Below are 13,323 nucleotides of genomic sequence, written 5' to 3'. Positions count from 1 at the left end.
TCTCGTTTCCCGCTCCAGATTCTAAAAAGCCTCAAGTTGAACTTGGGGCTTTTTTAATGCTAATCGAATATATTGTTTTTGAGTTAAAATCAAAAAGCTAAAGCAAAATTTATAAGTTTAAAAATAAGCTATCCTTAAAATCGTATTGTTAATAAAGTCATATATTTGTGGGTATAAAATCATACCAGTCATAAGAACATTTCAGCCAAGGAAGCCGTGCTACTGGTAAAATGAGTAATGTTCACTGGCCCTATAATAAATATATAAAGACTTACCGGATAATAAGAATATAGCTGCAGCAGGTAAAACTACCTGAATTATGGATAAGTAAGATCTTTAATTTTTATATAATGCTGTTTTTATTTAACTGCTAAAGACAGGTTATATATTCAAGTTTAATTTACTTTTATGTTCTTTATTTTTTGTAAGCGTAAGTGATTGATACTTAGAATAACTTTTCAAAGGTCTATAATAAGATCCATCTTTATAAAAATTGATCATCACTCATGACTGTACTTACCTGCTTTAAAGCTTATGACATCCGTGGCAAGCTCGGAACAGAGCTGAATGAAGAGATTGCTTATAAAATTGGCCGTGCCTATGGACAGATTTATCAGCCTCAGACTGTGGTAGTGGGGTGTGATATTCGTCTTAGCAGTGAATCTCTAAAACAGGCCACTATTCGCGGCTTAAATGATGCCGGCGTTAATGTACTGGATCTGGGTATGACTGGAACCGAAGAAGTTTACTTTGGGGCTTTCCATCTAAATGTACAAGGTGGAATCGAGATTACTGCCAGTCATAATCCGATGGATTATAACGGTATGAAACTGGTCCGTGAAAATGCACGCCCCATCAGTGCAGATACGGGTTTAAAAGCTATTCAGGCTTTAGCTGAGAGTGAAAACTTTACACAGGTACAAAAACCAGGAACTACCCAGTCTTATAATATTCTGCCAGAGTTTGTTGAACATCTGATGAATTATATCGAACCCGGCAAGATTCGCCCGCTTAAACTGGTCGTTAATGCCGGAAATGGTGCGGCCGGACATGTAATTGATGCTATTGAGACTAAATTCCGGACCTTAGATATACCGGTAGAGTTTATTAAAATTCATCATGAGGCCAATGGGCATTTTCCGAATGGTATTCCCAATCCGATTCTGGTTGAAAACCGTGATGTTACCCGCCAAGCGGTACTGCAACATCAGGCAGACCTAGGTATTGCTTGGGATGGCGACTTTGACCGCTGCTTCCTGTTTGATGAAAAAGGGCAGTTTATTGAAGGATATTATATTGTCGGATTGCTGGCACAGGCATTTTTGATTAAACAGTCGGGTGAAAAAATTGTGCATGATCCGCGTCTGGTATGGAATACCCTCGATATTGTCGAGCAGTACCATGGTGTTGCAGTCCAGTCCAAGTCAGGTCATGCTTTTATTAAAGATGTTATGCGGGAACACAATGCTGTGTATGGCGGCGAAATGAGTGCTCACCATTATTTTCGTGATTTTGCCTACTGTGATAGTGGAATGATTCCATGGTTACTCATTATTGCCCTGCTGTCAGAAACCGGCCAAACACTCTCGAGCCTGGTTGAGCGTATGATTGAAAAATTCCCTTGTAGTGGTGAGATCAATTTTAAGGTTGAAGATACTCAAAAGACGATTGAGAATATCTTGGCACATTATCAATCACAACAACCGCAAATTGATAAGACTGACGGGGTCAGCCTGAACTTTGGAGAATGGCGTTTCAATGTTCGTGCTTCAAATACTGAACCTTTGCTACGCCTGAATATTGAAATCCAGGCTGAACGGACTGCGCGACCAATGCTGCACTATATTGATGAACTGACCGCACTTATTCAGGGAAGTTAATATAAAAAGATTATAAAAAAACGGAGTATTGACTCCGTTTTTACTTTTCAGGAATGATAACCTTGCGGATTTTGCTGCTGCCATTTCCAGCTATCTTTTAACATATCTTCCAAGGTATATCGTGGCTGCCAGCCCAATTCAGCCATTGCACGCGAATTATCTGCAAAGGATATTGCAACATCACCTGTACGGCGAGGAACAAACTCAAATGGAATCTTGACTTGATTCACTGCTTCAAATGCATTTTTTACCTGTAATACCGAAGATCCTTGACCAGTACCGATATTCCAGGCACGACATCCCTGTGAGTTTAAACGGTTATTTAAAGCACATAAATGGGCATTTGCCAAGTCAACCACATGTATATAATCACGGATACCTGTGCCATCTACCGTATCATAATCACTACCATAGATCGACAATTTTTCACGGCGACCCACTGCTACCTGGGTAATATACGGCATTAAATTGTTTGGAATACCTTGTGGATCCTCACCAATCTGACCACTTTGATGGGCCCCAACCGGGTTAAAATATCTTAATAACGCAATAGACCACCGCTCATCCGCTATAGAAAGTTTCTCTAAGATCTGCTCAACCATTAGCTTGGTGTAGCCATAGTTATTGCTTGGCATACCTGTTGGCATTTCTTCTTTTAAAGGAGAGATATTGGCTTCGTCATAGACTGTAGCAGACGAGCTAAATACCAGCCGATATACCTGAGCTTTCTGCATCGCCTGAACCAGAGCTATACTGCCTGCAATATTGTTATCAAAATACACCAGCGGCACCTGCTGGCTTTCCCCAACTGCTTTCAGCCCAGCAAAATGAATAACGGCATCAATTTTATATTCATCAAATATCTGGTCAAGCACCTGATGGTCTCGTATGTCGCCCTGAATAAAAACCAGTGACTTTTGTGTGAGCTGTTGTACTCGATGCAAAGCCTCTTCTGAACTGTTACTTAAATTATCAAGCACAATTACTTCATGTCCGGCTTGGAGTAACTCTATACAGGTATGCGAACCAATATAGCCTGCTCCACCTGTGACTAAAACTTTAGCCATAATATTGACCTAATAACACTTTAATTAAACCTTGAGTAGAAGCATCCAACTGAGAGATATTTTCCTGCTGACGATTCAGTATGGGGAGCAGTTCGTTAGCAATCTGCTTACCCTTTTCCACTCCCCATTGATCGAATGGGTTAATATTCCAGATAACTGACTGTACAAAAACTTTATGTTCATAGAGTGCGATCAGCATTCCCAGACTAAATGGATTAAGTTCTTGTAACAGCAGGGTACTGCTTGGCTGATTACCTTCATATTGCTTATAGATCGGCAGTTGTGCGGACTCATCCTGATTCAGGGCTGCATTGCCAAATGCCAGCAAACGTGACTGCGCCAGACAGTTAGACAGAGCGAGGTGATGCTGTTCTACCAAGGCTTCAGCATTCTGGATATAGGTAAACTGATTAGCATTATAACGCTTGACTGGAGCAATAAAATCACAACTTACCGCTTGTGTTCCCTGATGCAGCAACTGGTAAAACGCATGTTGTGCATTTGGGCCTACCTCACCCCAGATAATAGGGCAGGTATTATAATTTACCCGTTCGCTATTACGCTGTACAGATTTGCCATTTGACTCCATTTCCAGTTGCTGCAAATAAGAGGCAAAATATTTCAGGCGGCCATCATAAGGCAAAATGGCATGGGTCTGTATTTCCAGAAAATTACTGTTCCACACCCCGAGTAAAGCCATCAATACGGGAATATTTTTATGTAGTGGAGCTTCCTGGAAATGCCGGTCTACTGTGTAAGCACCGCCCAAAAATTGTTTGAAGCCTTCAATTCCAATGGTTAAGGCAATCGGTAGACCAATACAGGACCAGAGTGAATAGCGTCCACCGACCCATTCCCATAACAGTAACTGGTTTTCAGGCACGATTCCCCATTCTGTCATTTTTTCAGGCTTGGTAGAGACTCCAATAAAATGACTTTTTAAAATATGGGGATGCTGGCCGAGTTCTTTTTCTAACCATTGCCGTGCAGTCTGGGCATTTGACAGGGTATCGATGGTACTAAAAGATTTTGATGAAATAATAAAGAGGGTGGTTTCAGGACGTAACTGATGCAGCAGATCTGATAGCTGACTACCATCAATTGTGGAAACAAAGTGGACCCCTAGAGATCTGCGGCTCTGAACCTTGAAATCACCTAATGCATAACTGGTCATCAGAGGACCAAGATCTGATCCACCTACTCCAATATTTACAATATCCCGTATTACTTCACCAGTCGCGCCGCGGAACTGTCCAGCATGGATTTTCTCGACCAGCCTATACATACGCTGTAACTGTTCATGGACCTGTGCTGCCAGATCAGCATGTTTTACTTCATTTTCAGGCAACCGCAAGGCCCAGTGCATAGCTGCACGCTGCTCGGTGTAATTAATTTCCTGCTCAGAAAATAATGCATGAATCCATTCCGGTAACTTCTGCTGTTCAGCCAATGCTACCAGCTGTTCCATGACATCCTGATTTACCCGATGCTTGCTATAATCAAAGGTCAACTGTTCAATATGAATAGAATAATCATTGAAGCGGTCTGGTTCATTCTTAAATAGATCATTTAAATGCTGGGCTTTGAGTGCCTCTGCCAGCTGTTCCAGCTTCTGATAGGCCGGCATATTTTTGGGAAACTCTGATGTCTGTTGTATATTCTGGTTCATATGCGCCCCACTCCTTCATAGGCAAAACCTTGGGCTCTGACATAAGCTGGGTCATAAATATTACGGCCATCCAGAATCATAGGATGTGCCATTAACTGTTTTAAACGGGAATAGTCTGGACTCCAGTAGGCTTTCCACGCTGTCATCAGACATAGGGCGTGAGCATCCTGTACCGCTTCATAAGGATTACGGCAGAGAATCAGGTCTTCACGCTTACCATAATAGTTTTCCAGATCTGGTAGAGCAGCCGGGTCATGCAGTTTTACAGTCACCTGCTGCGCCCATAAGGCTTCCAGCATGGTATGCACTGGAGAATTAATGGTACTGCTGGTATTTTCCTTAAAAGCCGCACCCCAGATTGCAACCGTTTTACCTTGCAAGTCACAGCAGTAATAATTCCATAATTTACGGAAAAGTATTTCCTTCTGCTGCTCGTTAATCTCCCAGACCTGCTGTAAAAGGCGACTGTTGGTACCACTACTCGACATAGTTTCTGACAGGGTCAGAATATCCCTGGAGAAATTATCGCCCCCGAATCCGACTCCCGGTTGTAAATAGCTTGAACCAATCCGGCTGTCAGCACCTAGGCCCAAACGTACATTTTCAATATCAATATGCAATTTTTCTGCGACCTGGGCCAAGTCATTCATATAGCTGATGCGAGTGGCCAGCATGCCAGAAATACTCAGCTTGGTAAATTCTGCATCCAGTATGGGCATGAACAGATACTGCTGGCTCAACGGAAAAAAGGGTCTCAGCAGCTCACGGGTCTGGGTCTGGGCAAAATCATAATATTTTTCATCAATACCAATTACGACTTCACGTGAGTGAGTAAAACTCTCGGCCGACTTACCCTCCTGAATCATGTCAGGCAAGTAAACCCAGGCATCTTTAGCCAGAATTTTCTGTAGTGAAGCTGTACCCTTCAAACCAAAAGTAGAACCATTGATCATTAATTTCGGGTGGATAATGGGTTGACGGCTTAAATGCTGGACAATATCTAAGGCTTCCTGAAAACAGGAGGGGTTAAAGCCAAAAAAATAAACATCAATATCTTCTTTTAAACTGCTTAAACTGGCCTCTTTTAAATTCCCCAAGTGTTTTTGCCGGCTCAGAAGCTCAAGTAGCTGGGTATCTAGGGTAAGACCTGGTGCACAGGTTTCTTCAAGTCCCTGACACCAGTAGACCTGGTGGCCTGTCTCTGCCCATAAAGCACTCATTACCGCGGCTTGTAAGGTTGCGCCAAATACCGCAATTTTCATAGTGCCTCCTGCTTTAAAAATCGAGTTCCTGAATTAATGCCTTAAAGTCTGTACCCAGCTGCGGATGATTAACCCCATAATGTAACACTGCCTTGAGATAACCCAACTTGCTACCACAATCAAAAGTCTGTCCCTGCATCCGGTAAGCTTCTACCACCTGTTTCTGCTGTAACAGCGCAATTGCATCCGTTAACTGAATCTCATTACCGGCCCCCTTGGGTGTCTGCTCAAGCAGCTGCATAATCTCTGCCGGTAAAATATAACGGCCAATCACGGATAGATTAGAGGGCGCTGTACCAACTGCAGGTTTTTCAACAATTCCCTGTATGGCTACACTTTGCCCTGCTTCAGGTAGAAGAGAAACATCAACAATACCGTACTGATCCACCAGCTCATCCGGTACGGCCTCTACCATGATCTGGGCAGCCTGTGCAGTCTCATAACGCTGCATCATTTGTGCCAGATCATTTATACCTTTCTCATTTTTCACCAGAACATCAGGTAACAGAACAGCAAAAGGTTCATTCCCTACTACTGCTTTGGCACAGAGTACAGCATGACCCAGCCCGAGTGGCTGCGGCTGGCGTACACTAATGACACTAATATGAGAAGAAATAATTTCAGTAATTTCTTTTAACAGGTCAAACTTCTTTTTTTGTTCTAACGTGGTTTCGAGCTCAAAATTACGGTCAAAGTAATTTTCAATAGCTCCCTTAGACGCATGGGTTACCAGAATAATTTCTTCAATTCCAGCCTCTACTGCTTCACGTACCACATATTCAATCGCCGGGCGGTCAACAACAGTTACCATTTCTTTAGGAATAGACTTACTGGCGGGTAAAAAGCGGGTTCCCAGTCCCGCTACCGGAAGAATCGCTTTTTTAATCTGCATATTATTTCCAAAGTTTAGTTTACTGAAACAAGTCCACTGCGTTTATAGCCATCAACATAATATTCAAGCTGGCCAAGTGCCCAGTCAATATCAGTCTGAATAGCTGTCATGTTATTAATACGTTCAAATACAGGTAATAGCTCGCTAAAGGTATAGTGTTTTTCAAATGACCTTAAAATACGGCTATGTTCTGTAATTTGTGTATTGTCATGATCAATCAGCAATTCTTCATATAATTTTTCACCCGGGCGCAGACCACTATAGCGAATCTCTATATCGCCTTCGGTTGTATCTTGTTCACGAACTGTTAAACCACTTAAAGATACCATCTGCCGTGCCAGATCCTGGATCCGTACCGGCTCCCCCATATCAAGTAAAAATACATCGCCACCTGTACCGAGTGCCCCAGCCTGTATCACCAGCTGTGAAGCCTCAGGAATAGTCATAAAATAACGGGTAACCTCAGGATGGGTCACAGTAATTGGACCACCTTTAGCAATCTGCTGTTTAAACAGAGGTACTACTGAACCAGATGAGCCCAATACATTACCGAAGCGCACGATACTGATCTGGGTCTGGGCCTGTTCTTCTGCCATTGCCTGACAGTATAGCTCTGCCATGCGCTTGGATGCCCCCATTACATTCGTCGGGCGGACTGCCTTGTCGGTTGAGATCAGTACAAAGGTTTCCACACCCTTTTTAATGGCAGCATTCAGACTATTGGCCGTACCAATGGCATTATTTTTAAGACCGGCAATCGGGTTACATTCGACCAGTGGCACATGTTTATAGGCTGCAGCATGGTAAACCGTCTGTACTGCGTACTGCTCAATTACCCGTTCCAGTTTCTGCTGGTCGAGCACGGTCCCTAGAATTGGAATAATCTCGCATTGGGTCGCCAGACGCAGTTCTTTATCAATACTGTACAGGGCAAACTCGGTTAATTCATAAATTACCAGACGTAAAGGCTGGTTTTTAATAATCTGGCGGCATAATTCTGAGCCGATTGACCCACCTGCCCCAGTCACCATAACTACCTTATTATGAATGTTTTTAGCTAGAAGGTGATCAATTGGCGGTACAGGATCGCGGCCAAGCAGGTCAATAATATCTACTTCACGGATATCGGCGATTTTAATATCACCATCTACCAGTTTGGTCAGGCCCGGAAGCTCGGTAATTTTAAGCCGTGCCGGTTCCAGCTGTTTAATAATCTCACTTTTACGGACCCGGCTAGCCGAAGGAATAGCAATTAAAATCTCTTCTATCTGACATTTTTTAATTAAACTTAGCCCTTTCTGGATAGAGTAGACATTTAAACCTCCAATAATCCGATCTTGTAAGGTCTTTTTGTCATCCATAAAGAAAACTGGCAAATGTTCGTCAGAACGAAATAATGCTGCTGCTATCTGCTGACCGGCATGCCCTGCGCCATAAATTACTATTCGCTTGCGTCCCTGCCCGGTCTGTGCAACACCCTTTACCGTAAAACGAATAATAGCGCGACTGAACCAGACCCAGCCAAACATCATGAAACCAAACATGAGAGGAATAGACATAGGAATAAAAGCAGAAGAAAAATAGGCTAAGGCGTACAGCATAGCAATCATCAGAAATATGGCTACTGCCAGTTTCATCATGAAAAATTCATTAAAGGTACGCACAATAAAGCGATAGATTCCGCATACTGCCAAGCATAATACGCCCAGACTGCTGATAACCAAAGCGCCATAAGGTAAACCAGGCACCACGTCAACACTGAGGTCAAACTGCCGGATGGCATAACAGAGCCAGAGGAGAACCAGCAGAACAAATAAATCCAGTAAAACCAGAAAACCCTGTTTTACCAGCCGAGGAGCTGCTGCAAATTTTAGAATAAGTTGTTTCACGATGATCTTCTAATATAATTATTTCATCAAATACAAAACTTTATACGCGTTTATATTTAAGAAATAAACTACTTCTTACTAAGTACTACGAAAAATATGGAATTTTAAAATAAAAGTGGTAAAGCATTGATAAAACCTTCACATTTACCACCAGATTCCAAATCAAGAATTCATCATTGCCATCACTTTCTGAATAGCTTTAACTGTTTTTTCTATACTTTGGCCACTTAAGGTGGGATGTACCAGAAACATCAGACTGGTCTCACCCAACTGCTTTGCTTGTGGAAGACGCTCAGCCGGTCGCCATGGTGTATGATCAAATGCATGTTCAAGATACACTTCTGAGCATGAACCACTAAAACACGGAACGCCCAGGGTATTAATCTCCTGCATGATCCGGTCACGGTCCCAGCCTTTTGGCAGGTTTTCTGGCTTCACTTGTACATAGCATTTATAGTAAGCATGTACAAACTCAGGTGGTACATTCGGTACAGAAAAATACTGACTTTGTGCACAGGTATCTAGAATTTTCTGAGCATGTTCAGTTCGCTTCCTGGTCCATTCTGGCATTCTTTTTAACTGGATCCGACCAATGACTGCCTGCATTTCCATCATGCGCCAGTTGGTTCCAAATGAATCATGTACCCAGCGAAAGCCTGGTGGATGCTGCTTGTGATAAATACTGTCAAAGTTCTTGCCATGATCTTTATAAGACCACATTTTTTTCCACAGCGCTTCATCATTGGTGGTGACCATACCGCCTTCACCCCCTGTGGACATAATTTTATCCTGACAGAATGACCATGCCGCAATATGACCGATTGAACCGGCCGGCCGGCCTTTATACTGTGCACCATGTGCTTGCGCACAGTCTTCAATTACATATAGCCCTTTATCAGCAGCCAGTTGCATGATGGGGTCCATGTCACACATCCAGCCCGCCAGATGCACACAGATAATTGCTTTGATATCTGGTGTTAGAACAGCTTCAATCGTAGCACGGGAAATATTTTGTGAATCCAGCTCGACATCGGCAAAAACAGGATTAGCACCGGCTGTGACAATTGAACTGGCAGAGGCCAGAAAAGTGCGTGAGGTGACAATCACGTCATCTCCCGGCCCGATCCCTAAGGCTTTAAGCGCGACATCTAACGCCACTGTCCCATTGGCCAAAGCTACTGCATAAGCACTACCGGCAAAGCGGGCAAACTCTTGTTCAAACTCGCGGCATTCCTGCCCGGTCCAGTAGTTTACTTTGTTAGACAGTAAAACCTGAGAGACCGCATCGGCCTCTTCTTGGGTAAAGCTCGGCCATGGTTCAAATGCAGTGTTTAACATAAAAAAGCCTTAGTTTATTAAAGTTGAATTAGACGATCACACTTAGAAAATACAATTCCAGCTTGATAATGATTAATACTTTGATCAATAGGTATAGACTTTAGCCATGATATATAAGCTTGCATCGTATTCATGCCTGCTTCATGTGAAAATGGATAGCCTCCACCAAAACGTGGATTAAATTCTAAAACATAAAGTTTATTGTGATGCTCAAATACATCACAGTCTAAATTACCAATATGTTTTAATTTTTTAGAAATTTCTTGTCCAATCTGTTCAAAACGTGAGTCGATAATTGACTGGGCTTTATCAGTCTCACCAGCACGCATAGACAGTTTTTTACGTACCGCTGTAGAAAAATATTCCTGATTAAAGGTATTAACAATATCCATTCCATACTCAGGACCCTCTAACTTTTCTTGAATTAAAATAGCTGCATCTAACTCTTGCTTACTTGCTTCAAAGAGAATCGTTCTTCTTAGCTTGATCTCTAATAGACTATAGGCCAGCTTTAACTCTTCAAGGCTTTCAGGAAACTCAATACCAATGGATGCACTTCCCCAACGAGGTTTAAGAACTAAAGGAAAATTAAGTTCTCCTGAGTGAATAGCCTCTATTGCCTGTTCTAAATTAATAAAAGTTAAAGGAGTATTTAAACCTATACTTTGTAAGAAATCTTTCGTTTTAATTTTATCAAAACAAATATCTATAACTGATTGGTCTGATACTATTAAAGTTACTCCTAAAGTTTGAAAACTTTTTTTATGATTAGCTAATATAGGTAATTCTAGATCATTTAAAGATATAATAGCTTTAACCTTATACTCTTCAACAATATTTAAGAGAGTAGGAATATATGAATTATCATATATAGAAGGTACTATTAAACTAATATCAGCATCTGCCATTGCGGGTGCAAGATGACTCATGTCTGTTGCTAGAACTTTACCTTCACCTGCTAAAGCTTGTTTACAGTAATTAATTAAATAATTACGGCGTCCAGCACAGGTAAATAAAATATTCATATTAAATCTCTAAAAATATATTGTCTATATAGTAATTACTGCTAATCCAGTCCTCTTTGAGAAGACCATAAATACATCTATCAATATGCTGTCCATTTTTAAACTTATGCTTTCTTAATTTCCCTTCTAATGAAAAGCCTAAATTTCCATATAAAGAATTTGCCCTTTCATTAAATGAATTAGTATATAAATAGACTTTATGAATATTGAAATTTAAAAAAGCATAATTTAAGGTAAAGATAGTTGCTTTTTTTCCATAACCTTTTGATTGTGCCTCTGGGTTAACCATAATATAGAATTCAGCAATACCATCAATACTATTAATATCGGTAAGACCTGTCATCGCAACAATTTGGTCATCCTCGAAAAATATAAGATCAATACGTCTATTATTTGTTATAACTCGACCATACCAAGTTTCTGTTTCCTCTAAAGTAATAGGGTACTGCATATTCATATGCTGAAAAATCTTTTCATGATTTAGCCATTGATAGCGAGTCTCTAAATGTTGTCTACTGAGTTTTTGAATTTGCATTTTTCTCTCGTTTTTCATCAACAAGTTTCTTTACTGGTACAATACTAATATCCTTAGACAGCAACACCTTTTTTATAGTCATAAAAATAATCTTTACATCCAGCCAAAACGATATATTTTCTACATAAAAGACATCTAGCTTGAATTTAGTTTCCCAGTCAATTGCATTTCTACCATTAACTTGTGCCCAGCCTGTGATACCTGGGCGAACTTTATGTCTTTGTTTTTCAAAATCATTATATAAACTTAAATAGTTGATCAGTAAAGGACGTGGACCAATTAGTGACATATCTCCTTTCAAGACATTAATCAACTGAGGAATCTCATCTAGAGATGTCTTACGGATAAAAGCACCTATCCTTGTTAACCGCTCAGCATCAGAAAGTAGTTCCCCATTCTCATCTTTATTATCATTCATTGTTTTAAACTTAATAATTTTAAAAATACGTTCATTAAGTCCAGGTCTAGCCTGTACAAAAAAAGGTTTACCATGATTAGCAATAGAAAGTAAGGTTATAATTATAATCAATAGTGGAGAAAGCAAAATTAATGCAATTAAAGCTAAACCAAAATCTAGAAATCTTTTAAAGAAAAATTTATACATTATTCTCTCCCATAATTCCCATTTCAGTTAACATATGATGGTTTACCTTATGTACATCATATTTGTCTTCGACAATCTGTCTAGAAGCTTTACCCATCGATAAAAGTTGCTCAGGGCTTAACTGTAAAATTTTCTCTATGGCATTAACTAAACTTTCAACAGATTTCACTTCTGCTAAATAACCATTTTCTCCGTCAATAACCAATTGTTTACAACCTGGTACATTTGTAGTCACAACAGGACGTCCTATAGACATTGCTTCTAAAATAGAACGTGAAGTTCCTTCTCGGTATGAAGGAAGAATAAATACATGACTATCCGTAAGTATTGGACGAACATCTTTGAGCTTCCCTAGATATTCAATAATTCCTTCTTCTATCCAACTATCTAGTTCATTTTTTTGAATGGCAGTAGGATTACTATCTAAACCACCTGCTAGCTGAAAAACCACCCGTTCGCTATATTTCTGCTTTAATCTTCTAGCTGCTGCTATATACTCACGTATACCTTTATCACCAATAATACGGCCTAACATTAAAAATTTTAATGGATCTTTCTCAGTAGAATTTTCTAATAATTTTATATTATATATATAGTGATCTAAATCAACACCAGAGCCATTAACTACTATCACTCTAGTATTTCTAACTAATTCCATTTTCTCAAATAGCTTTAAATCATCTATATTTTGAAAGAAAGTAATATCTGTTTTAGCTAAAGAAAATTTATAAAGTTTATATATAATCTTTTGAAAAAAACTAATACTATTTTTAGTTTCAATATTATTAAAGGAATAGCCTAACCCTGTAATTAAAGCAAATCTATATGAAATCCCAGTTAACCATGCAATTAAAGTTCCATATATTACAGGCTTAATTGTATAGGATAATATAAAATCAGGTTTTATCTTAGAGAAAATCTTATAAAGATTATATAAACTATATATATCTTGTAAGGGATTAGTACCTGTCCTTTGCATGGGAATAGTATGAATAATAAAGTCTTTTGATCTCAAATATTTGGCCTGATCTTTAAAGTCGTCTATAGAAGGTACTAAAATATGTACTTCATTTCCTCTATTTTTTATTTCATCAATAAGCTTTCCTCTAAAATTTATTATAGAGTTCAAATGACTACCGAATATTAAAAATCTCATGTACTT

The 13,323-nt window shown here is 39.9% G+C and carries 11 protein-coding genes; 1 reads left to right on the top strand and 10 read right to left on the bottom strand.

Annotated elements, in window-relative coordinates; all coding sequences use genetic code 11:
• The first annotated feature begins 506 nt into the window (after positions 1 to 506).
• The gene (locus B3R63_RS06755) at positions 507 to 1,880 is read left to right on the top strand and encodes a phosphomannomutase CpsG (protein ID WP_151984778.1); all 1,374 of its coding nucleotides are present in this window, start codon (positions 507 to 509) and stop codon (positions 1,878 to 1,880) included.
• Between the two features lie 47 nt (positions 1,881 to 1,927).
• Here B3R63_RS06755 and galE read toward each other — a convergent pair whose 3' ends face one another.
• The 10 genes from galE to B3R63_RS06705 all read right to left on the bottom strand — a co-directional run bounded on the left by galE (position 1,928) and on the right by B3R63_RS06705 (position 13,317).
• Complete coding sequence (galE, locus tag B3R63_RS06750) at positions 1,928 to 2,947, bottom strand: UDP-glucose 4-epimerase GalE (protein ID WP_286729294.1); 1,020 nt, start codon at positions 2,945 to 2,947, stop codon at positions 1,928 to 1,930.
• Positions 2,940 to 4,616 carry a glucose-6-phosphate isomerase gene (pgi, locus tag B3R63_RS06745; protein ID WP_286729292.1) on the bottom strand — a complete coding sequence of 559 codons (1,677 nt, stop codon included), beginning with the start codon at positions 4,614 to 4,616 and terminating at the stop codon, positions 2,940 to 2,942. Before pgi ends, galE begins: the two co-directional genes overlap by 8 nt.
• Positions 4,613 to 5,878, bottom strand: a complete 1,266-nt coding sequence (locus tag B3R63_RS06740) for a UDP binding domain-containing protein (RefSeq protein ID WP_286729290.1) — start codon at positions 5,876 to 5,878, stop codon at positions 4,613 to 4,615. Before B3R63_RS06740 ends, pgi begins: the two co-directional genes overlap by 4 nt.
• 13 nt (positions 5,879 to 5,891) lie before the next feature.
• Complete coding sequence (gene galU / locus B3R63_RS06735; protein WP_286729288.1) at positions 5,892 to 6,770, bottom strand: UTP--glucose-1-phosphate uridylyltransferase GalU; 879 nt, start codon at positions 6,768 to 6,770, stop codon at positions 5,892 to 5,894.
• A 14-nt stretch (positions 6,771 to 6,784) separates the two neighbouring features.
• On the bottom strand, positions 6,785 to 8,659 hold the full coding sequence (locus B3R63_RS06730) for a polysaccharide biosynthesis protein (RefSeq protein WP_286729286.1): 1,875 nt from the start codon (positions 8,657 to 8,659) through the stop codon (positions 6,785 to 6,787).
• Positions 8,660 to 8,821: 162 nt separating this feature from the next.
• Positions 8,822 to 9,997, bottom strand: a complete 1,176-nt coding sequence (locus B3R63_RS06725; protein WP_286729284.1) for a DegT/DnrJ/EryC1/StrS family aminotransferase — start codon at positions 9,995 to 9,997, stop codon at positions 8,822 to 8,824.
• A gap of 17 nt (positions 9,998 to 10,014) precedes the next feature.
• Positions 10,015 to 11,022, bottom strand: a complete 1,008-nt coding sequence (locus B3R63_RS06720; RefSeq protein WP_286729282.1) for an ATP-grasp domain-containing protein — start codon at positions 11,020 to 11,022, stop codon at positions 10,015 to 10,017.
• Position 11,023: 1 nt separating this feature from the next.
• Positions 11,024 to 11,557: a GNAT family N-acetyltransferase gene (locus tag B3R63_RS06715; protein ID WP_286729280.1), complete on the bottom strand. Its 534-nt coding sequence runs from the start codon at positions 11,555 to 11,557 to the stop codon at positions 11,024 to 11,026.
• Positions 11,535 to 12,161 carry a sugar transferase gene (locus B3R63_RS06710; RefSeq protein ID WP_286729278.1) on the bottom strand — a complete coding sequence of 209 codons (627 nt, stop codon included), beginning with the start codon at positions 12,159 to 12,161 and terminating at the stop codon, positions 11,535 to 11,537. Before B3R63_RS06710 ends, B3R63_RS06715 begins: the two co-directional genes overlap by 23 nt.
• Entirely contained in the window at positions 12,154 to 13,317 is a 1,164-nt protein-coding gene (locus B3R63_RS06705; protein WP_286729276.1) for a glycosyltransferase family 4 protein, read from the bottom strand. The genes B3R63_RS06710 and B3R63_RS06705 overlap by 8 nt, the downstream gene beginning before the upstream one ends.
• Positions 13,318 to 13,323: the final 6 nt, after the last annotated feature.

It is taken from the genome of Acinetobacter sp. UBA1297, assembly GCF_002307755.1.
Taxonomy (GTDB): domain Bacteria; phylum Pseudomonadota; class Gammaproteobacteria; order Pseudomonadales; family Moraxellaceae; genus Acinetobacter; species Acinetobacter radioresistens.
Note: the sequence above shows the minus strand (reverse complement) of the source record. Positions and strands in the feature narration are given on the sequence as shown.